This window comes from Methylocella silvestris (genome assembly GCF_002891535.1).
Taxonomy (GTDB): Bacteria; Pseudomonadota; Alphaproteobacteria; order Rhizobiales; family Beijerinckiaceae; genus Methylocapsa; species Methylocapsa silvestris_A.
The window spans coordinates 18,607-35,972 of the sequence record NZ_PDZR01000021.1; the positions used below are offsets into that span (position 1 = coordinate 18,607).

The 17,366-nt window shown below is 63.5% G+C and carries 19 protein-coding genes; 3 read left to right on the top strand and 16 right to left on the bottom strand.

What is annotated here, in order from left to right:
• Positions 1 to 9: 9 nt before the first annotated feature.
• From CR492_RS15755 to CR492_RS15795, 9 genes are all read right to left on the bottom strand, one after another.
• Positions 10 to 420 (bottom strand): hypothetical protein, encoded by a 411-nt coding sequence (locus tag CR492_RS15755; protein ID WP_146030301.1) that lies wholly within the window; start codon positions 418 to 420, stop codon positions 10 to 12.
• 119 nt (positions 421 to 539) lie between these two features.
• The gene (locus CR492_RS15760) at positions 540 to 2,624 is read right to left on the bottom strand and encodes a hypothetical protein (RefSeq protein WP_102844691.1); all 2,085 of its coding nucleotides are present in this window, start codon (positions 2,622 to 2,624) and stop codon (positions 540 to 542) included.
• A gap of 301 nt (positions 2,625 to 2,925) precedes the next feature.
• Positions 2,926 to 3,615, bottom strand: coding sequence for a fumarylacetoacetate hydrolase family protein (locus tag CR492_RS15765; protein ID WP_102844692.1), 690 nt, complete (start codon positions 3,613 to 3,615; stop codon positions 2,926 to 2,928).
• Between the two features lie 67 nt (positions 3,616 to 3,682).
• Positions 3,683 to 4,216: a hypothetical protein gene (locus tag CR492_RS15770; RefSeq protein ID WP_146030302.1), complete on the bottom strand. Its 534-nt coding sequence runs from the start codon at positions 4,214 to 4,216 to the stop codon at positions 3,683 to 3,685.
• Between the two features lie 93 nt (positions 4,217 to 4,309).
• On the bottom strand, positions 4,310 to 4,567 hold the full coding sequence (locus CR492_RS15775; protein ID WP_102844694.1) for an exodeoxyribonuclease VII small subunit: 258 nt from the start codon (positions 4,565 to 4,567) through the stop codon (positions 4,310 to 4,312).
• A 96-nt stretch (positions 4,568 to 4,663) separates the two neighbouring features.
• Positions 4,664 to 5,176, bottom strand: a complete 513-nt coding sequence (locus tag CR492_RS15780) for a tyrosine phosphatase family protein (RefSeq protein WP_102844695.1) — start codon at positions 5,174 to 5,176, stop codon at positions 4,664 to 4,666.
• A gap of 110 nt (positions 5,177 to 5,286) precedes the next feature.
• On the bottom strand, positions 5,287 to 5,970 hold the full coding sequence (locus CR492_RS15785) for a phosphohydrolase (RefSeq protein WP_245412118.1): 684 nt from the start codon (positions 5,968 to 5,970) through the stop codon (positions 5,287 to 5,289).
• On the bottom strand, positions 5,943 to 6,539 hold the full coding sequence (locus CR492_RS15790) for a DNA-3-methyladenine glycosylase I (RefSeq protein WP_102844697.1): 597 nt from the start codon (positions 6,537 to 6,539) through the stop codon (positions 5,943 to 5,945). Before CR492_RS15790 ends, CR492_RS15785 begins: the two co-directional genes overlap by 28 nt.
• Positions 6,536 to 7,375 carry a YgfZ/GcvT domain-containing protein gene (locus CR492_RS15795; protein WP_102844698.1) on the bottom strand — a complete coding sequence of 280 codons (840 nt, stop codon included), beginning with the start codon at positions 7,373 to 7,375 and terminating at the stop codon, positions 6,536 to 6,538. Before CR492_RS15795 ends, CR492_RS15790 begins: the two co-directional genes overlap by 4 nt.
• Positions 7,376 to 7,461: 86 nt before the next feature.
• Between CR492_RS15795 and CR492_RS15800 the strand changes: the two genes are divergently transcribed.
• Entirely contained in the window at positions 7,462 to 8,790 is a 1,329-nt protein-coding gene (locus CR492_RS15800) for a dihydroorotase (protein ID WP_102844699.1), read from the top strand.
• A 4-nt stretch (positions 8,791 to 8,794) separates the two neighbouring features.
• On the opposite strand, the gene CR492_RS15805 is transcribed toward CR492_RS15800, so the two are convergent.
• The 4 genes from CR492_RS15805 to purB form a co-directional block, all read right to left on the bottom strand.
• Positions 8,795 to 9,694: a hypothetical protein gene (locus CR492_RS15805; RefSeq protein WP_146030303.1), complete on the bottom strand. Its 900-nt coding sequence runs from the start codon at positions 9,692 to 9,694 to the stop codon at positions 8,795 to 8,797.
• Between the two features lie 101 nt (positions 9,695 to 9,795).
• Positions 9,796 to 10,347 carry an RBBP9/YdeN family alpha/beta hydrolase gene (locus CR492_RS15810; protein ID WP_102844701.1) on the bottom strand — a complete coding sequence of 184 codons (552 nt, stop codon included), beginning with the start codon at positions 10,345 to 10,347 and terminating at the stop codon, positions 9,796 to 9,798.
• A 3-nt stretch (positions 10,348 to 10,350) separates the two neighbouring features.
• Positions 10,351 to 11,004, bottom strand: coding sequence for a hypothetical protein (locus CR492_RS15815; protein WP_102844702.1), 654 nt, complete (start codon positions 11,002 to 11,004; stop codon positions 10,351 to 10,353).
• 47 nt (positions 11,005 to 11,051) lie between these two features.
• Positions 11,052 to 12,359, bottom strand: coding sequence for an adenylosuccinate lyase (gene purB / locus CR492_RS15820; RefSeq protein WP_102844703.1), 1,308 nt, complete (start codon positions 12,357 to 12,359; stop codon positions 11,052 to 11,054).
• Positions 12,360 to 12,502: 143 nt separating this feature from the next.
• On the opposite strand from purB, the gene CR492_RS15825 reads away from it, so the two are divergent.
• Complete coding sequence (locus CR492_RS15825) at positions 12,503 to 12,871, top strand: zinc ribbon domain-containing protein (RefSeq protein ID WP_102844704.1); 369 nt, start codon at positions 12,503 to 12,505, stop codon at positions 12,869 to 12,871.
• A gap of 244 nt (positions 12,872 to 13,115) precedes the next feature.
• The gene (locus CR492_RS15830) at positions 13,116 to 14,444 is read left to right on the top strand and encodes a neprosin family prolyl endopeptidase (RefSeq protein WP_180982578.1); all 1,329 of its coding nucleotides are present in this window, start codon (positions 13,116 to 13,118) and stop codon (positions 14,442 to 14,444) included.
• Positions 14,445 to 14,665: 221 nt separating this feature from the next.
• Here CR492_RS15830 and CR492_RS15835 read toward each other — a convergent pair whose 3' ends face one another.
• From CR492_RS15835 to CR492_RS15845, 3 genes are read right to left on the bottom strand one after another with little or no spacing between them, the layout of a single operon-like run.
• Positions 14,666 to 15,667: a c-type cytochrome gene (locus CR492_RS15835; RefSeq protein ID WP_102844706.1), complete on the bottom strand. Its 1,002-nt coding sequence runs from the start codon at positions 15,665 to 15,667 to the stop codon at positions 14,666 to 14,668.
• Positions 15,668 to 15,698: 31 nt separating this feature from the next.
• Positions 15,699 to 16,685 (bottom strand): P1 family peptidase, encoded by a 987-nt coding sequence (locus tag CR492_RS15840; protein ID WP_102844707.1) that lies wholly within the window; start codon positions 16,683 to 16,685, stop codon positions 15,699 to 15,701.
• A 37-nt stretch (positions 16,686 to 16,722) separates the two neighbouring features.
• Positions 16,723 to 17,352: a TIGR02301 family protein gene (locus CR492_RS15845; protein WP_245412119.1), complete on the bottom strand. Its 630-nt coding sequence runs from the start codon at positions 17,350 to 17,352 to the stop codon at positions 16,723 to 16,725.
• Positions 17,353 to 17,366: the final 14 nt, after the last annotated feature.

Below are 17,366 nucleotides of genomic sequence, written 5' to 3' on the forward strand. Positions count from 1 at the left end.
CGATGGTCCTCAGGGAGGGACGAGCGCATCGGCTGAGAGCGCGCTTTCATGGCCAGAGCGTTGAATGGCGGTGACCGCATACGTTACGGTTTTCGCCGCGGGCCTCTCGTCGAGGAAGCAAGCGCGCTCCGTTTCGCCGATTGCGACCCGGTCGTGATTGGCGTCGAGCGCATAGACGCGATAGCGGACCACTGCGGGGTCATAAGCGGAGACATGCTCCTTGAGAGGCTGCGGCGGGGACCAGCAGATCAGCAATCCCGACCCCTTCCGTGAAGCGGTCGGCCGAAGCGGCGCCGGCGGCGTAAAGCGCAACTGCTCCTCATAGCTGATGCCGCCGCCGGACGCGCCTGGCTCCTCGCCGCGCGCATCGCCCGTAGACGTTAATACAATCGCCACGGCGATAAGCTGCAGCCCGATCAACACTTCGCCACGTTGCTTTTTCCGAGCGAAGCTTTTTCTAAAAGACAATTCAGCCAATGTTTTTGGCGCCCCGACAGTGCAGAGCGCAAGGAAGTCGTCGCCCCCTTGCGCTCCTGCGATCATTTCACAAGGACAGGATTTGCCTGCGTTCTGACGAACTCTTCATAGGTCAATTCCTGAAGATCCTGTGGCTTGGTGATGATATTGGATTTACGCGCTCTGGCTGCGTTTGGCGTGGCGTTGGCGCCGTCGCCGATGGCGCCGCCGTCAAAGACGATTTCGCTCCACTCGACGAAATTCGCGTTGAGGACGGATTTTGCGCCGGAGTTGTTGAGATCGACCGCAACGTCATTGTTGTCGATCCCGCCATTCCCGTTCCAGTTGACATTCTTGTTGGCGCCGTTGGCCTTTATTTTCGCGACGCCGCCACTGAACCAGCGCAGGCCATAGGCGGCGACCAGGGGGCTGCCAAGGCCGTTCTTTTCTTTCAGCTTGTTTTCGTCCAGCGGACCAAGGTCGAAGCGCTCGTAATCCAAGAGATCCTTGCCGGACTTGGACAGCCAGTTGACCTGATAATTGTAGTTCATGACGCTCAAATGATTGGGCTTGTAGTTCTCGTGATCGACGCCGCCGTGACGCAGGCCAAGATTGTGCCCAAGTTCATGCATGATGGTGCCGGCCTGCTCTTTGAACGTCCCGGGGTTGGAGCCCCACCCGCCCAGAGTCTCGATGAAATCGCTCTCGGGGATCCCGCGCGAAAGCCCGCTGCTGCTGCCGCCGCTATATTTATGGGCGCACAACAGGCGATGGAAAATCTGACGCTCTGCGCTGGTGAATAACGGATCCATGATCGCATCAAAATCGGTCCACACCGGATCCAGATTATCCTTGTGAGGGACAGCGCCTTTGCTGACGAAGTGGACGGAAATGCCTTTTGGTCCGCCGGGATTCAATACAGGAGCGGCGGCGAAGGATTTTTGCACCGCCGCAAGAACGGCGGCGGAAGGCTGATGCGAGGAAGCTTCGGCCGCGCTCGCATTCATCCAGGCGTAGCCGATGAAGATATCCTTCTTCTTGTAATTGGCGCCAAGCTTGGGCAGGTCGACATCGATTTTGCCGTCGCCGTCGGCGTCATATCCATAGAGCTCCCACGCGTCGAGCAGTCCGTCTTCGTCGGTATCCTTGTTGACGCTGGCGTTGGCCGAAAGGTCGAAATAAGCGAAGAAGATATTGTCGTCATTCGAGGGGTTTTTCGTGTCGATCCTGATGATCTTGTCGGTCTTCTTGAGATAGGGGAGCAGAGAATAAAGCTCGTCGTCGCTGCGCGGGTTGGTGGGCGTCGCCAAGGGGTTGGCGGGATTGTCGATCGCGTCGCCAACCCCTCCGACGGTGATCAGCCCGCCATTGAACGGCTTGCCGTCGTCCTCTCCGCCGGCGGCAGTTGACAGGCGCTTTCCATTCACGTCGATCGAACTATATTGCTGGATGCCGTTGGACTGGAAACTGTATGAGATTCCAAGGCCCATATTGGCGACGACGCCGGCCTTTTTCGGGTCGATCGCATTTGCGAGCACCAGTTCGAAGCGGTCGCCGGACAATTTCTGGCCGCCGAACAGTAATGAAATCGTCCGCGAACCTTTTGTCGAGGGCGCCTTGAAGACGACCACGAGGACCTCGCCGTCAATACTTGCGTTGTTGCGGATTTCCGAAAAACTGAAGTCAACGCTGCCTGGCGCCGCCGCGTCCAACTTCGGCTTGACGAACGACGTCACATCAGCGCGAACGTTATTGAAGTAGCCTGGCAGACCAATAATGTCGTTCGTTACGGCTTCGATCCAGTTGATGGAATTGCCGTCGATGGTGATGTCGCCATTGGCGATAGGCACGAAATTATTCGAAGCCGCCATCACAAAGGCCTTGTCGACAACGGCGTCCCTGCTGGGTTTCGTTACAGTTGCGACGTGGCTGGCGTTGTTGCTTCCGGCCGCCGCGGCCGAAACCTGATACTTGCCATATTTCTCATAAAATCCTTTGAGGCCGGATGCGGCGAGCGCCGCATTATTCGCGTCCGGCGCGACCGCGGAGGGGCGAGGCAGGGTCTTTGAAACAGTCCCCGGGATTTCGGCGGCAAGGAGAGGTTCTGCCCCAAGAAACGACAAGCCGCCCGCTAAAACTACAGCGCTGGAAAAGGCCATCTTTTTCATGTCATTGCCACCGTGAGAAAAATTGTCGACTATTGAATGATGAAAACATTAGATTGATATAATTGAATCCAATACTACACACGTCATGAAGCAGAGGATAGTGCAACCTGTCACTGTTGCTTATCCGGGGCAATGGCTGATGGCGTGGCGCCGGCATTATTTTGCAGCGGCGCCGCCTTTCCAGACAACGCGGCGCCTTTGCTGCGGCGCCATAAGAACTAAGGAGTGCGACCCTCGGCTCGATCACAACCGGCGCGCGCGGACGGTTGCGTCGGATCGCCTACATCCATTGTCGGCCGCGCTACTCTTTGATCCGGACCGTCAGCGGGCTGAGGCCGGCGATCGTCGCCTCGATATCGTCGCCCTTCAAGATCGGGCCGACGCCCGAGGGGGTGCCGGTGAAAATGAGATCGCCCGGCCGGAGTTCGACCAGCCCTGACAGGAACTGCACGATCTGCGGAACTTTCCAGGTCATGTCGGAAAGGTCAGCCGATTGGCGTGTGACGCCATTCACCTTGCATTCGATGGCGCCCGAGGTCAGCGTCCCGATGTCCGCCTTGCGCGTCAGGGCGGCGCAGGGCGCCGAATGGTCGAACGCCTTCGACATATCCCAGGGGCGGCCTTTCTTTTTGGCCGCCGCCTGCAGGTCGCGCCGCGTCATGTCGAGGCCGACTGCATAGCCGAAAATAAGATCCTCGGCGCGCTCGGCCGGGATGTCGCGGCCGCCGCCCGAGAAAGCAACGACGAGTTCAACCTCATGCTGTAGATCGGCGGTCGCGGGCGGGTAGGGGATCGCCGCGCCATCGGGCATGAGTGCGTCGGCGGGCTTCGTGAAGAAAAACGGCGGATCGACGTCCGGGTTGCTCCCCATCTCGCGCGCGTGCTCGGAATAGTTTTGGCCGACGCAAAAAATGCGGCGCACCGGAAACAACCCGCCCGTCGCGACAGCGAGCGCAACGACAGGCGGCGGATCGAAAACATAGTCGCCCATGGGTCGAAAATCCCCGTTGGTTGATCAATGCGGCGCGACGCGCGGGTGGATCGTCCTGTGTGGCTCTTTAGGGGCGCGCGTCCATCAGCGCGCTCTTGCAGCCCTGAGACAATTTAGCGGCGTTGTCTTGCAGGCAAGAGACGACGCGGCCCTCTCCGGGCGGCACGCCGCGGCAGAGCGCGCGATAGTCCGGCGCGCATTCAGCGCCGATCACTGAAAATTCTTCGCGAAAGCTGAGATGTCGGAAAGACTGATGAGCCGGCGCCGGCTGGGGCGCTGCCGTGGCCGCCGCGGGCGCGGCGGGCGTCGCCGTCGGGACTTCAGCCGCGGCGCCGGGCGGCGGAGCGGAACTGACTGCATTGACGGCGCTTTGACAGCCCGCTGAAAGCGAGGCGAGGTTTTTACGCATGCAGGCGAGGGCTGCCGATCCGCCGGGCGGGACATCGGCGCAATGGGCCCGATAGTCGCCGGAGCATGAGGCGCGAATGGCGCCGATTTCTGCCTGCATCGGCTCTGCGCGCGCCGGGGCGGCGAGCAAGAAGAATCCGATCGCGAAAGCGCCATAACGGCGGATTGCGCCACCCGCAGCGGTTGGAATCATCGCAGTCTCCTCCCAGAGCCGACGCAGCATGCCCGCGCGCCTGCGTCGGCGCAATGGGCGTCCCGTCGCCGGAGCGCCACAGGCCAAGAGCCTTTATTCGACGTCGAGCGGCTCGGTTCCGGTGGGGCGCCCGTCGGGGCCGAGCGTGATCTTCTCGATCCGTTGCTCCGCGCTCGTCAGCAGCCGGGCGCAATGCGCCTTCAAAGCCTCGCCGCGCTCATAGATCGCGATCGATTCTTCAAGGCCGACAGCGCCTTTCTCGAGTTGATCGACGATTTTTTCGAGCTCCGCGAGGGCGGCTTCGAAAGGCAGGCTCGCAACGTCCTGGTTTTTGATGGGCTCGGCCGCCATGCGTCTCTCGATTTTTCCGCAATCTCGCTGAGGGACATTAGCACGAACGGGCGCCTGCCCAAGCGGCGCGCCGTCAAAAGATGGAAGCTGTCGTGTTTAGTGGAGCTCCAGCGCGAAAGGCACGCCTTCATAACAATCGGCGCCGCGGCCGATTTTTTCGATCGCCGCTGTCATACGCCCGTCGCGCTGCAAAATGGCGTCCGCGAGCGCGACCAGTCGCGCATTTGGGGTCGCCGTCGGCGACTTGTGGCGCAAAATCGCGGCAATCTCGAATTCATCGCGCTCCGGGCTCAGGGCGCAGGCGGCGATGAAGGCCGCCGCGGTGGAGCGGCTGACCCCGGCATAGCAGTGAATCAACATCGGCGCGGCGCGATCCCATTGCCGGATGAAGTCGAGCAGCGTCGCGACATGGTCTTCGCAGGGAAGAATATGGCCCTCAATCGCCAGCACGATGTCGGACATGGAGACATAGAGGTGCCGGCCGGCCTCGATCGTCGCCGGACGCGCGACAGGGGTTCCCCTGTCGAGCAGCGTGACGAGGCTGCGCGCGCCGGTCTCCCGCGCCAAATCCGGCACCCTTGCCAGCGAACAGACGTGCAGGCGGCTCATATGTCCCATTCCTTAAAAGCGCGGAAAGGGCCGCGCCGCGCTGCGCGGATTTTGATACCGCAACGCAATAAAAAATTCAGCTAATTCGAACAGCGATGCAACGGAAAAGTTCATGGCTCCAGCCGCAAACTCAAGACGCGCAGCTCGGCGAGAAAGCGTTCGGCCGCAAGCGTCGGCGGCCATGGCTCCCAGGGGACGCCGCCATAGGTTGCGGTCAGCGGATCCTCGGTCAGCGGCTGGTGGGCGATGCCGAGCGTCGCGCGCACTTCCCGATTGGTCCAGCCGACGACATGAACCGCCTCCGAGGCGGCGGCGACGCGATCGGCCCGCTTGTGCGGCTTCCACTCGGACGCCGTCCAGGGCGCAAGGCCGTAGCGCAGGGCGACTGCGCGCTCAAGACTTTCGGTCAGAAGGCGAAAAGTCTCGCCGAGGAAGGGCTTGACGACGGAAATGCAGTCGAAGCCGAGGAGCCCCTCGTCGGCGTCATGGAGCAATTCGCGAAGGTCCGCGCGCGGGTCGTCGACGGCGGGATGCCACAGCCGGCGCAGGGCCAGCACCAGCAGCGAGTGCTGGGCGACGGAGAGCGGCAGATCCCAGGCCGAATGTCCGCCCCAGCGATAGGTGCGGGCAAGCCCCGTGGCGAGGTCGCTGTCCTCCCAGTCGAAAGGCGTCGGATTGAGAAGGTCGAGCCGCTTGCCGGAAAGGAGCCGCACCCAGGCTCTGGTCGGGGCCGGGCGCTCGGGCTCGCGCGGCGGCGCGCCGGGTTTCATGGCTTGCGGGCGAGAGCAGCGCATTCCTTGTGCCGCCAGCAGGTCGAGAGATGATCATTGACGAGGCCGCAGGCCTGACAGAAGGCGTAGATGATCGTCGGGCCGCAGAAATTGAAGCCCCTGGCGCGCAGATCCTTCGACATGCGCGCGGAAAGCGGCGTATGCGCGGGAATTTCGCTCATCGAAGCAAATCCGTTCTGCACCGGCGCGCCCTCGACGAAATCCCAGATATAGGCGGCAAAGCCGGAGGTTTCCTCGATTTTGCTGAAAGCGCGGGCCGATGCGATCGCCGCCAGAATCTTGGCGCGATTGCGCACGATGCCGGCGTTCTGCATCAGCGCCTCGACCTTGGCCGGCGTGAAACGAGCGATTTTTTCGGGGTCGAAGCCCGCGAAAGCCTCGCGAAAGGCCTCGCGCTTGCGCAAAATCGTGATCCAGGAGAGGCCGGCCTGAAAGCCGTCGAGGATCAGCTTTTCGAACAGGGCGCGGCTGTCATATTCAGGAACGCCCCATTCTTCGTCATGATAAGCGACGTACAGCGGATCGGAGCCGGGCCAAGGACAGCGGCTGCGAGCGTCGGCGCCCTTGCTCATTCCGGCGCTGCGACCGCGATCGGCGTCTCGCCCGCCTTCACGACGGCGCCCGCCGCCTTGGCGTCCTCGAGCCGGTCGAGCCGGATCATGGCGAGGCCTTCCGAGCCCGAAATCGAGCCGACCTGGCCGAGCGGCGGGCCGCCCGCGGCGATCTCGACGCCGGGCGCCGGCGGCTCCCCCTCAAAGCTGAACTTCACGATCCGCTTCTTGGCCGACTTGCGGTAATGCACGCGCGCCACGACTTCCTGGCCGACATAGCATCCCTTCTTGAAGTCGACGCCATTCAGCCAGTCGAGATTGACGTCCTGCACGAAGGCGTCGCCATAGACGAAATCGCGCCCGCCGCGCGGCACGCCGGCCGCAATGCGCCGCGCCTCATAGGTGGATTCATCGCTGTCGGCGATCCGCGCCAGCGCCTCGCGCGACGCTATGACGCGCTCCCCCATGCCGGGCGCGCGCATGTCGCGATAGGCGAGCGCGCCAATTCCGGAGGGCGCCTCACCTTCGGTGAGAGCCGCGACGCCGAGCGATTCGGACAGATCCTCGATGCCGATCTTGGCGCGCATCTTATGCAGGTTGAGCCGCTTGACGAGGTCCGGGGCCTGCGCGCGCACGCAATCGAAATAATATCCGGCCTCCGGGCCCTCAGGCAGCGGCAGCACGAAAAAATCGAACATCAGCTTGCCCTGAGGCGAAAGCAGCGCGGAAAAGCGGCTTTCACCGGGAGCGATGGAAAGAACGCTGTTGGTGATGAGCCTTTGCAGGAATTTTTCGGCTTCCGCTCCCAAAAGCCTGACGACGCCGCGGTCGGCAAGAAAACTTAAACGACTTTGCATGGCAAGAACCTCGACAGGGGACTGGCCCGACGCTTAAGTGTCGCCGTCGCCGCCGCCTTTTATAATTTCTAACCACGGATGAACGGATGCCGCAAACATTTGATCTCCTCCTGAAAGGCGGCGCGGTCGTCGATCATAATGGCGTCGGAATGCGCGACATTGGCGTCACGGCCGGCAAGATAGCGGCGATCGGTCAGCTCGGGGGCGCCTCCGCCGCCGAGACGATCGAAGTGGCTGGCCTGACCATCCTGCCCGGCGTCATCGACACGCAGGTGCATTTTCGCGAGCCGGGCCTGACGCATAAGGAAGATCTCGAGACCGGCTCGCGCGCCGCCGTGCTTGGCGGCGTCACCGCTGTGTTTGAAATGCCGAACACCAATCCGCTGACGACGAGCGCGACGGCCCTCGCCGACAAGGTTTCGCGGGCGCATCATCGCATGCATTGCGACTTTGCTTTCTGGGTCGGCGGCACGGCCGATAATGTCGATCAGATTCCCGAACTGGAGCGCCTGCCGGGCGCGGCAGGGATCAAGGTGTTCATGGGCTCCTCGACCGGCTCGCTGCTGGTCGAGGATGACGCCGGCGTCGAAGCAATCTTGCGCCGGACGCGGAGGCGCGCGGCGTTCCACAGCGAGGACGAGCCGCGGCTGAATGAGCGCAAGCATTTGCGCGTCGAAAACGATCCCGCCTCGCATCCGGTCTGGCGCGACGAGATCGCCGCGCTGAAGTCGACGCAGCGGCTGATCCGCATTGCGCGCGGCTGCAGCGCGCTGGTGCATGTGCTGCATGTCTCGACCGCCGAGGAAATCGAGTTTCTCGCGGGCCATAAGGATCTCGCCAGCGTCGAAGTGACGCCGCATCATCTGACCCTGTCGGCGGATGATTACGCCCGGCTCGGGACAAAACTGCAGATGAATCCGCCGGTGCGCGACAAGCGTCATCGCGAGAAAATCTGGCAGGGGGTCGCAGAAAGCGTCGCCGATATTTTGGGCTCCGACCACGCGCCGCATACGCTGGAAGAAAAAGCCAAACCCTATCCGCAGAGCCCGTCCGGCATGACCGGGGTGCAGACCCTCGTGCCGATCATGCTCGACCATGTGGCGGCCGGGCGCCTTTCGATCGAACGCTTCGTCGATCTGACCAGCGCCGGGCCGGCGCGGTTGTTTGGGATTGCGGGAAAAGGCCGCATCGCCGTCGGCTATGACGCCGATTTCACGATTGTCGATTTGAAACGCGAGGCGGTGATCGAGGATCGCTGGATTGGCTCGCGCTGCGGCTGGACGCCGTATGACGGCAAGCAGGTGTTGGGCTGGCCGGTCGGGACAATCGTGCGCGGCGCGCGCGTGATGTGGGAGGGCGAGATCGCCGCGCCCGCGACGGGCGAGGCGGTGCGCTTCTGGCAGGCGCTCGGGTAGCGTTCTAAGGCGCCGGCGTAAAACTCCAGTCGAAGCGGTGGTCGTGTAGACGCTGCTTCTTGTTGTCGCCGCCATATTGATCTTCGCTCGCGCTGTGGCCCTTGCGGCCGCCGACGATCAGGCGATGAATGAGGTCGGCCTTTTCCTTTTGCAGCTGGTCCGGCGTCATGGCGAGCCGGGCGGCGCTCGCCTGCGGGCAATAGAAGCGCAGATGGCCGGCCGATTGTACGCGGAAGATCACGGCCTGATCCGTTCCGTCGACGGTCGGCGTCTTGTTGTGGCGGATCTGTGCGACCGCGTGCTCGGCCTGTCCGTTGGTGATTTCATGATCGGCGCGCAGCCCGGTCCAGTCCACGCGCTCGATGAGATCGTCGGTGTCGCTTGGCGCAATGCCTTTCGGCCACGCTTGCGACCCCTGCACGCTCTGGAAGTCCGAGGTCGACAGGCCCACCGCGAAGCTCTCATAAAAGATCGTAGCGCCGCGAATCTTCATCAGCGGCACGCCCGATTGGTGAATGTGCGATTCAAGCTGATAATAGGCGCCCGCGCGCGGCGCCGTGAACACCATGCCGGTGTGGTTCGGGCCGCGCGTCTTGGTCGCGGTCTGCACGCGCCATCCGCCCGCGCTATCCGGAAGATAGATGAAAAAGCGGTTTTGAAAACTGTGGAATTGCGCGATGTCGCCGCGTTGCGCGGAGGCCGGCGGAACATGCTTGCCCCAGGTGTAGGGCACGGCGCCTTGGGCGATATGCAGCGCACGATCATGATCGAGCGCGCGCGCCTCGAACAGCGCAGCATAGACCCAATGCGTGCATTCATTGCCGATGCCGGCCGGATTGTTGTTCATCTGGTCGACGCCGAACTGAGTCAGCAGGCGTCGCTTGGCCGAGTCGATGTCGGTCATTGTTGGCTCCATGGCGGGTTGTTTGCCACCATGGCGATGCGGCGCTCGCTTTGCCGTGACGAAAGGCACGAAGCGGAGCGCCCTTGCGCCGCGTTTTCGCGCTACAGCGTTTTTATAAACCCGGCAAAGCGCATCAGCCCTTCCGGCCAGGGGCCATGCCCAGATTCGCTGTTGATGTGGCCTGAATTGCCGGCGTCGACAAGTTCCGCGCCAAGCGCATTGGCAAGCCGTTCGGCGTCCTCGAAGGCGCCGTAAAGATCGTCGCGGCTGGCGATGACAAGAGAAGGGAAGGGCAGTTTTTCCAGCGGATCGGCGGCAAAGGCGGCGTCAACCGAGGGCAGGGCCGCGACGCTTTCGGGAGCGGGCGGCGCCACCAGAAAGGCGCCCGCAACCGGCAGCCCGCGCAATTGCTCGGCGGAATGGGCGACGGCGAGCGCGCCAAGACTGTGCGCGACGAGAATGACCGGGCGTTCGGCGCGGCGAATTTCCTCAATGAGGCGCGCGCGCCAGGCTTCGAGCTGCGGCCGGTCGAAATCATCCTGGCTGACGATCCGCGAGGTCGGCAGCTTGGCGTCCCAGCGGCTTTGCCAGTGATCGGGCCCCGAGCCGCCAAGGCCCGGGACGAAGAGAATATCGGCGTCGGCCGTCCGCATCGCTTAAGCTGTGACCGCGGCAGGGGCCACGGAAGATGCGCGCGAGCGCGACAGTTCGGCGACCAGCCGGTCGATGAAGGTCTCGTAAAGCGCGGCCTCCACCGCCTCGAGCTGCGGCGCCCGCGTTGCAAATTCAGGGTCGTTCGCGGCGATCTCGGCGCTGATGTCGGAAAGGTGCTTTTCCTCCTCCATCAGCAGGCCGGCGATGCGTCCTGCGATGGGCGAGGCCCCGAGCGCGGTCTTGTAGACGCCATAGACGTCAAGCGCGCGGCGCTCGATCAGCCAGGTCACATAGCAATAGACGAGCTTTGCGCGCGCAGCGTCGGGAAGCGCCGCAAAAACCTCGTCGCAGCTCTTGTCGAGGCTTTGGAAATAATCCTCCGCCTCCTCGCCGCAGAGCATGTTTTCGGGCGCATAGGCCGCAAAGGCGTCGCCGCCAACTTTGAGCGCGAGCTTTTTGAGGCCCAGCGCATGGCGGCCTTCCTCGAGCGCATGGGTCAGGATCTCGGCCGTCAGCGCCTCGGCGCGCTGGCTTTTGACGATTTTGCGGAAGCCGACATATTCGAGATAGGAGAAGGTATTGAGCCAGCGCGCGTGAAGATTTGCGTCCGCGACGACAGCGGCGATCGAGGCTTCAAGGCGATTGGTTGCAAGCATGGGCTCTCTTTCAGTTTTTGGGCTCTGGGCAGCCAGCCTTGGCTGGCTCAACCCTCGCCGAAGACGCGCGCAAAAATCACGTCGACGTTTTTCAGATGATAGCCGAGATCGAACAGTTGTTCGAGTTCGGCGTCGCTGAGCGCCTTCGAGACGTCGGGATCGGCTTTGAGCAGCGTCAGAAAATCGCCCTCGCCGCGCCAGACCGGCATCGCGTTACGCTGCACATAGGCGTAGGAATCCTCGCGGCTGATCCCTTTCTGGGTCAGCGCCAGCAGAACCCGCTGCGAATGGATGAGGCCGCCGAGCCGGTCCAGATTCTTCTGCATATGGGCGGGATAGATCAGCAGCCTGTCGATGACGCCGGTCATGCGCGCGAGCGCAAAGTCGAGCGTGATCGTGGCGTCGGGCCCGATCATCCGCTCGACCGAGGAGTGGGAAATGTCGCGCTCATGCCAGAGCGCAACATTCTCCATCGCCGGCAGCGCCATGCCGCGGACGAGACGGGCGAGGCCGGTCACATTTTCGGTCAGCACCGGATTGCGCTTGTGCGGCATGGCGGAGGAGCCCTTTTGCCCCTCCGAGAAGAATTCCTCGACCTCCAGCACTTCGGTGCGCTGCAAATGCCGGATCTCGATTGCGAGCCGCTCCAGCGAGGAGGCGACGACGGCGAGGGTCGCAAAGAACATGGCGTGACGATCGCGCGGGATGATCTGCGTCGAGGCCGGCTCGACGGCAAGGCCGAGCTTTTCGGCGACATGGGCTTCGACGCGCGGATCGATATTGGCGAAGGTGCCGACCGCCCCCGAGATGGCGCAGGTCGCAATTTCCTTGCGCGCATGGACCAGCCGCTCCCTGGCGCGGGAAAATTCGGCATAGGCCTGGGCGAGCTTCAGCCCGAACGTCATTGGCTCGGCATGGATGCCATGCGAGCGCCCGATCGTCGGCGTGAACTTATGCTCGAAGGCGCGCCGCTTCAGCGCGGCGAGCAGGGCGTCGACGTCCGCGATGAGGATATCGGCGGCCCGCTTCAACTGCACCGAGAGGCAGGTGTCGAGCACGTCGGACGACGTCATGCCCTGATGCACGAAGCGCGACTCGGGGCCGATGAACTCGCCAAGATGGGTCAGAAAGGCGATGACGTCATGCTTGGTCACCTTCTCGATTTCGTCGATGCGTGCGACGTCGAATTTGACCCCTCCGGCCTTTATCCAGATCGCCGCGGCGGCTTCCCTGGGGATGACGCCGATCTCGGCGAGGGCGTCGCAGGCATAGGCTTCGATCTCGAACCAGATGCGGAACCGCGTCTGGGCGTCCCAGACGGCGACCATTTCGGGGCGGGAATAGCGGGGGATCATCGGCGGTCTTCCTTTCGGGGGTGCGTAGCACGCCTAAGTCGGGCAAGGCAAAGCCGTTGCGCGGCGAACCGTCGCCGCAGGCCAGCGCCGGGATAGGTAAAGGCCGCATGGCTGGCGGCCCTACGCACGCAGCGAGGCGAAAGATGAATGGGGCGTCGCTCCCGACAGAGGCAATATTCCTGCTCTTTCTGGCGGCGTGGGCCGGATTTCTGTTCTTCTCCTTCTCCCGGAACGCGGCGCTGAAGCGGCGCTGGTTCGCACTCTATGTGGCGGCGCTGGGCCTCGTCCTCGGCGGCGTTGCGACTTTCGCCGCGGCCCGAAGCCGGACGATGGAGAGCCTTATCGTTGTTTTCCCGGCGCTCGCGCTATGGGGGTTCCTCACGGTGCGCCAGATCCGCTTTTGCGACGCCTGCGGCGCGAGCGTCCACAGGCTCGGCGCTCTTCGCGACCCGCCGAAATCATGCCCGAAATGCGGTGCGCCGCTCGAGCGGACGGGCGGGCCCCCGAAATAGCTGGCGGGACGGCGAGAACGGGGCAGGGACGCGCACATTTTCAGATCAAAGCGGGTGTCAACGCCGTGGCGTTCTGTAAATCGGGGGGCGATCCGTTCAGCCTCCGCGAAGAATGTGCGGAACGCTGCTTGTGGCGCGCCACAAGGTCTCATAAAAAGACAACAAGCCGCTTACTCCGTGGCGCAGAGGGTCGATGAATAGTTGTCGATCCCCAATGAAAACTTGCCGGAGGGCGTTTATGAAGATGGTTCGGATAACGGCGCTTGCCGTTGCGTCAGTCTTTTATTCGCCGCTGGCGGTGATGGCCGAAGATGCTCCTCAGGCGGCGCAAAGCCTGCAGCCCTTCGCCGAATTCCTCGCCGGGATCGCCTCTTCGCAATCCGGCGCAGCAGCGAGCGCGACGCCTGCCGTCGCGTCGGCCCGCTCCGCGCCGACGCAAGCGCAATCCTATCTCGCTTCGCTCTACGCGGGCGTCGATGCGAAAGCTGTGAAACACAGCTTCGTCGACGCCAACGACACGGCGTTCGACTGTATTCCGATCATGCAGCAGCCGGCGCTGCATGGCTCCACAGAGCCGCTGCCGACGCCCCCCGACATACCCAAAAGCCTCTTGCGGGCAGCGTCTGCGGACGGGCAAACCAGGGCGAGCAATGTCAGCGCCGCCGAGACCGACCGGTTCGGCAACGCCATGGCCTGCGCCGATGGCGCGATCCCGATGGCGCGCGTCACGCCCGAACAAATCGGCCGATTCGCCAGCCTGCAGGATTTCTTTCGCAAGAGTCCTGACGGCGCGGGCGGCTTGCCGCGGCGAGCGGCAAGCTCGTCATCCGCGGTCCAGGCGACGCATCGCTACGCGCACGCCTACCAGGAAATCAGCAATGTGGGCGGTCACAGTTTTCTGAACTTGTGGAAGCCGCCTGTCGCCGCGAGTCAGATCTTTTCTTTGTCGCAGCATTGGTATGTTGGAGGCAACGGGAGCCGACTGCAAACCGCCGAGACGGGCTGGCAGGTCTACCCGAAGTTCTATAAAACGGCGAAGCCCGTCTTTTTCATCTATTGGACGTCGGACGGCTATACAACCAAAGGCTGCTACAATCTGACCTGCGCCGCCTTCGTGCAGACCAGCAATACCTTTGCGATCGGCGGCGCGCTCAAGCCGTGGAGCACCTCGCCGAAAAAGCAGGTTGCGCTCGAGCTCATGTATTTCCTGTATCAAGGCAAATGGTGGCTCTATGTGAACGGGACGGCCGCCGCGAATGCGATCGGCTATTATCCCGCCTCGCTCTATAACGGTGGCGCGATGAGCATCGCGGCGGAGGAAATCGACTATGGCGGCGAAACTGTCGGCACGAAGAGCTGGCCGGCGATGGGCAGCGGTAAATTCGCCAGCCTCGGTTTCGGTAAAGCGGCCTATCAGAGCGACATATTTTACATTCCCGCGAGCGGCCCGTCTGTTTCCGCCAATTTGACGGTTTCGCAGGACTGGCCCTGGGCCTATACGGCCTCGTTCAGCTATCTCAACTCACCCAACTTCTCGACGCTCTTCTTCGGCGGACCCGGCGGAAAGCGGTGACGGACCGGCCGCTGACCGCGGTCTGGTTCATCTGGCTTTGCTTGCAAACGCAGCCGGCGCTTCGTTTGGCTCATGCCGCCGCTGGCCTTGGCCGGGAGGGGAGCCCGCTCGACGGGAGCAAAAGCCGATCTGACTGGATCGGGCTTTTTCGCTAACGCCGTCGTTCAACGCATCCGCGTCATCCAAGAAGCCTTCAGTTTTTCGGGCGGATGCTTAACCCTCTATCGGGCCTTTTCTCCCGGCTCCGCCTTCAGCCGCGCGATCTTGGCGCGCATCGGCGCGAACGGCCCGTATTTGTGCTGCTCCGCGCCAAAACCGTCGGCGTAAGGGCCATAGGGCGCGTCGATCGGCTTTTCGATGAGATCAGGAAAATCATGGTCGAGGCCAGGCTTTTGCGGCCGCGGCTGGGATTCGACGAACGCCGCGACGTCCCAGGCGTCCTCGGCGGATAGTTTCGGGTTCAGATAATCGGCGCCCGCCGGCATGTTCGAATGGGCGAAATTCGCCATTGTGATCAGCCGCGCCATGCCCGCGCCGTCGTTAAAACTGTCCGCGCCCCAAAGCGGCGGGACGGCGTAGCCAAGGCGCAATGCGCCCGGATCGCGCGGCAAGCCGGCGCCGTCGGCGCGGTGGCAGGAGGCGCAAATCGCGGCGTAGATCGGCTCGCCGCGCTTTGGATCGGCGGCGCGATCCAGTTCGGGCATCGCGCCGGAGCCGTGCCCGGTTAGTTGCTCGCCCGGCGTCATGCCAGACGAGAGAAAGTCGAGATAGGCGACAAGCGCGACAATCGCCGGCGAACCCGCCGGCGCGGCGCGGCCGTTGAGGCTGCGGGTCAAACAGGAGTCGATCCGCTGCGGCAGAGAAATCTCAGCGCCGCGCCGCGCGCTGTAGGCGGGGAAATCGGCGATGAGGCCGAACAGCGGCAGGCCGAATTTCTTTGTTCCGGCCAAAAGGTGACAATCTGCACAGGCCAGATTGTTGCCGGCGAAGCGCTGTGACGGATCGGGAGCGCCGGGTCCGATCAGAGCGGCGGTTTGCGTTATGATTTCGCGGCCCTGTCTGACAAGCCTGCCATGCGCATCATCGGGCAAGGCGCCGATGTCCGGGACGCGCCAGACGGGGTCTTGCGCGCAGGCGCCCCCGGCGGCGCCGATCGCAAGAGCGGCAAGCGCGCATAATGCGCCGGCGAAACTGCAGAAGCGCCTTGCAAAAGATGTCGCCATTTTAAAAAAATCCCCCCACGGAATTCCAGGTCTAACTATTGCCAAATCGCTTGCGCCAATCTGGCGGGCTCGCCGCGAAGGGCAGCGCCCGCGCCTCATAAATCGCGCGGGCGATGGCCCGCGCCAGGCAATCGGCGGCGAGCGCGCCGATCTCGATCTTGTCGGTCAGCGTGGCGGGTTTGGGCGCGAGCCCGGTCGCCGCCGAAAAAACCGTATCGCCGTCCATCGCCGCATGAGCCGGGCGCAGCGCGCGCGCCATGCCGTCCTGCGCCATCACGGCGAGGCGCTTGGCCTCGGACCTTGTCAGCGCCGCGTCGGTGGCGACGATCGCGATGGTCGTATTCTGCGGCTCGACGCTCTTGATCTTGAAATCGGCGCCCGGCCACACGGCGGGCCAGCCGAGCCCGCCGAATTCCGCTCCGCGCTCATAGGGCGCCGCCCAGAAATGCGGTCCCTCGCCGATGGTCGCCCGGCCGATCGCATTGACGGCGACGAGCGCCCCCACCGTAAACCCCGAAGCGCTCGTTGCGCTCGCCGAGCCGAGGCCGCCCTTGAGATCGGCGGTCGTCGCGCCATAGCCGGCGCCTGCCGTGCCGAGCGGAAAATCCAGGGCCGCCGCGGCCGCCGCTTCAAAACCAAGCCGCCAATAGATCGGCTCGGGGCCAAAATCCTTGTCGCCGCCGTTGAGGAGATCGAACAGCACGGCGCCGGGGGCGATCGGCACCTTGACTGCGCCCACTGAAAAGCCCTGGCCCTGCACGCGCAAAAAGGCGGTGACGCCGCCCATCGCATCGAGGCCGTAAACAGAGCCGCCGGACAGCACGAGCGCATTGACGGCCTCGACCGTCATGCCGGGCTCGAGCAGCGCGGTGTCGCGGCCGCCGGGCGCGCCGCCATGGATGGCGATCGAGGCCGCGGCCGGGGCCTCGAACAAAACCGTCGTGACGCCAGAGGCGATCCTTGCGTCCTGGGCGTTGCCGACGCGAAGGCCGGCGACATCGGTGATGAGGTTCTTCACGGGCGGGTCTGCTGCGGGCGAGGTTAAAGGGGCGGGATCAGGAGGCGCTGAAGCGGTTCGCGACATCGCGCGCAAGCTTGCCGCCTTCGCTCAGGAAGCGACTGATGACGATCTGCGCATTGGGCGAGCAGGCCTGATAGGATTGCTCATAATCATGGAAGCTGCGGTTGAACGCCCCGGCGAGCCGTTCCTTGCGGTCCACGGTCCGGGCTTCAGCCTCGAGAAAATCCTGCATCTTTTTGCGCCAATCATCCTTGGCGCCGCAAATGTCGTCGAGATAGGCGAGCGCGCCGAGAATTTCCGCGAGCCGCAGGATCTGCGGCTCATACGGCGGCGGCGGCGTTTCGGGCGTTGCCGGAGCCGGATCGGTTTTGGCGCTGGCTCCTTTGCCTGCCTCCGGGGCGGGCGCGCCCTTGGCGGTTTCGGTCTTGGGCGCGGCGGGCCTTGCCTCTCGCTTCGGCTTAGTATGCGCGGGTCTTGAATGCTTTGGCTCCTTGGCCGGCTCAGGAGCAGGCGCAGGAGGCGCAAACCAGGGGATCGGAAAGGGGAGGCCGTTTGGCTGCGAATTTTGCGCGGCTGCCGACGGCAATGCCGCCGGAAGCAGCATAAGCGCCGCGGCAAGGACGAGCGCGGTTCTTGTTTGCGGTCTACTGCCGCTAAGCGTCATTGGTCCGGCCGGCT

What these genes read in the sequence shown, in the direction of transcription:
- CR492_RS15760 (WP_102844691.1), bottom strand. Translation starts at nt 2,624, where the DNA reads ATGAAAAAGATGGCCTTTTCCAGCGCTGTAGTTTTAGCGGGCGGCTTG.
- CR492_RS15765 (WP_102844692.1), bottom strand. Translation starts at nt 3,615, where the DNA reads ATGGGCGACTATGTTTTCGATCCGCCGCCTGTCGTTGCGCTCGCTGTC.
- CR492_RS15770 (WP_146030302.1), bottom strand. Translation starts at nt 4,216, where the DNA reads ATGATTCCAACCGCTGCGGGTGGCGCAATCCGCCGTTATGGCGCTTTC.
- CR492_RS15775 (WP_102844694.1), bottom strand. Translation starts at nt 4,567, where the DNA reads ATGGCGGCCGAGCCCATCAAAAACCAGGACGTTGCGAGCCTGCCTTTC.
- CR492_RS15780 (WP_102844695.1), bottom strand. Translation starts at nt 5,176, where the DNA reads ATGAGCCGCCTGCACGTCTGTTCGCTGGCAAGGGTGCCGGATTTGGCG.
- CR492_RS15785 (WP_245412118.1), bottom strand. Translation starts at nt 5,970, where the DNA reads ATGCGCTGCTCTCGCCCGCAAGCCATGAAACCCGGCGCGCCGCCGCGC.
- CR492_RS15790 (WP_102844697.1), bottom strand. Translation starts at nt 6,539, where the DNA reads ATGAGCAAGGGCGCCGACGCTCGCAGCCGCTGTCCTTGGCCCGGCTCC.
- CR492_RS15795 (WP_102844698.1), bottom strand. Translation starts at nt 7,375, where the DNA reads ATGCAAAGTCGTTTAAGTTTTCTTGCCGACCGCGGCGTCGTCAGGCTT.
- CR492_RS15800 (WP_102844699.1), top strand. Translation starts at nt 7,462, where the DNA reads ATGCCGCAAACATTTGATCTCCTCCTGAAAGGCGGCGCGGTCGTCGAT.
- CR492_RS15805 (WP_146030303.1), bottom strand. Translation starts at nt 9,694, where the DNA reads ATGACCGACATCGACTCGGCCAAGCGACGCCTGCTGACTCAGTTCGGC.
- CR492_RS15810 (WP_102844701.1), bottom strand. Translation starts at nt 10,347, where the DNA reads ATGCGGACGGCCGACGCCGATATTCTCTTCGTCCCGGGCCTTGGCGGC.
- CR492_RS15815 (WP_102844702.1), bottom strand. Translation starts at nt 11,004, where the DNA reads ATGCTTGCAACCAATCGCCTTGAAGCCTCGATCGCCGCTGTCGTCGCG.
- purB (WP_102844703.1), bottom strand. Translation starts at nt 12,359, where the DNA reads ATGATCCCCCGCTATTCCCGCCCCGAAATGGTCGCCGTCTGGGACGCC.
- CR492_RS15825 (WP_102844704.1), top strand. Translation starts at nt 12,503, where the DNA reads ATGAATGGGGCGTCGCTCCCGACAGAGGCAATATTCCTGCTCTTTCTG.
- CR492_RS15830 (WP_180982578.1), top strand. Translation starts at nt 13,116, where the DNA reads ATGGTTCGGATAACGGCGCTTGCCGTTGCGTCAGTCTTTTATTCGCCG.
- CR492_RS15835 (WP_102844706.1), bottom strand. Translation starts at nt 15,667, where the DNA reads ATGGCGACATCTTTTGCAAGGCGCTTCTGCAGTTTCGCCGGCGCATTA.
- CR492_RS15845 (WP_245412119.1), bottom strand. Translation starts at nt 17,352, where the DNA reads ATGACGCTTAGCGGCAGTAGACCGCAAACAAGAACCGCGCTCGTCCTT.